The sequence below is a fragment of the Clostridium sp. AF37-5 genome (assembly GCF_003477605.1).
Taxonomy (GTDB): Bacteria; Bacillota; Clostridia; order Lachnospirales; family Lachnospiraceae; genus Eubacterium_F.
Genome location: NZ_QUDR01000058.1, coordinates 1 through 1,166 on the forward strand (window position 1 = coordinate 1; position 1,166 = coordinate 1,166).

General features: G+C 34.7%; 2 protein-coding genes. Both read right to left on the bottom strand.

What is annotated here, in order from left to right; genetic code table 11:
• On the bottom strand, positions 1-500 hold a 500-nt coding region (locus tag DW019_RS14785), incomplete at its 3' end, for a leucine-rich repeat protein (RefSeq protein ID WP_147353051.1).
• A gap of 87 nt (positions 501-587) precedes the next feature.
• Complete coding sequence (locus tag DW019_RS14790; protein WP_118444047.1) at positions 588-1,037, bottom strand: hypothetical protein; 450 nt, start codon at positions 1,035-1,037, stop codon at positions 588-590.
• Between the last annotated feature and the right edge of the window lie 129 nt (positions 1,038-1,166).

Below are 1,166 nucleotides of genomic sequence, written 5' to 3' on the forward strand. Positions count from 1 at the left end.
TTTTCTGCGTAAGAGTGTTTTTTTACATAAAGAGTAACTTTATCTTTGCAATCCATGAATTCGTACTTGTATATTTTCTTTACACTGTCAGGAATTATAACCGTCTTTAAATTCGGACATGACACAAAAGCATCTTCAATCATTTCCAGCCCCTCTTCGATTTCTACATATGTAAGATAATTGGAAAATGTCCCTTCACTGGAACTCATCGTTAATGATCGAACTGTCTCTCCTTCATAGACTGCCGGAACAACAAGTTTACTCTTTTTCAATAATTCAGTATCCGAAAAAATACTTAAACGCCCTTCAATAACGGACCATCTGTCTGCCTCAACTTTTTTGTTTCCAGGCGCATCATTCTCCACTTCTGTCACAGTATTCTTTTGAGCATTCTGCAAGTTCTGAGCACCACCTGAAAAATCAATAAGAAACAGGCAGCCAATTCCCAGTATCAACGTGATAACAACAAAGATTATTATGATTCGTGAACTTCTAGCCATATAAAATTCCTCCTTATAAAATATGTTTCAGAATAAAAAGATTTTAAATTGATAAAATCCTTTATTCCAAAACACATTTACTAAAATTTACTTGCTTTGCTTTATTGTGTAACTAATCGTGTCAGCCAAAAAAGCAGTATAGCCGTTACCGCTTGGCTGCATAGAGCAGTTCCATGCCATGGCTTTATGATAATGTTCGCGATTTTCCGTGCTGCGATATCTTGTAACTGCAACTACTATTTTTTTCCCTGCTTCAACGGTTGTTTCCTTTACTGATTTTTCTATTACACGATTGCTGTCAGCATACCGTCTGTTAACATAAGCAGAATAATAACGCTTGCTTTTTGCAATATTTGTAACGGTAGTACTTGCTGTATTACCATCTCCTTCTGCTACCATTGTCGCAATAGTTTTTGATTTTGTGTATGTGTAATTCTTTCCATAATAATTAGGCAGCGACGCAGCAAAAGCAAGACTCGACACTACTAATGATAATATCATTGAACAACAAAATACCTTTTTAATTTTTCTGAACATTTTTTATCTCTCCTTCTTTTTTACTTTACAGCTTTCTAGCTGTATCATATAATTAACTTGTTACTTTATGTATGCGTTCTTTTCGGTATTCCGCTACCATATGAAAAGAACGCTTTTTTCAATCATTAC

Bases quoted from the DNA above. Each gene is read 5' to 3' on its own strand.
- DW019_RS14790 (WP_118444047.1), bottom strand. From the start codon at position 1,037: ATGTTCAGAAAAATTAAAAAGGTATTTTGTTGTTCAATGATATTATCA.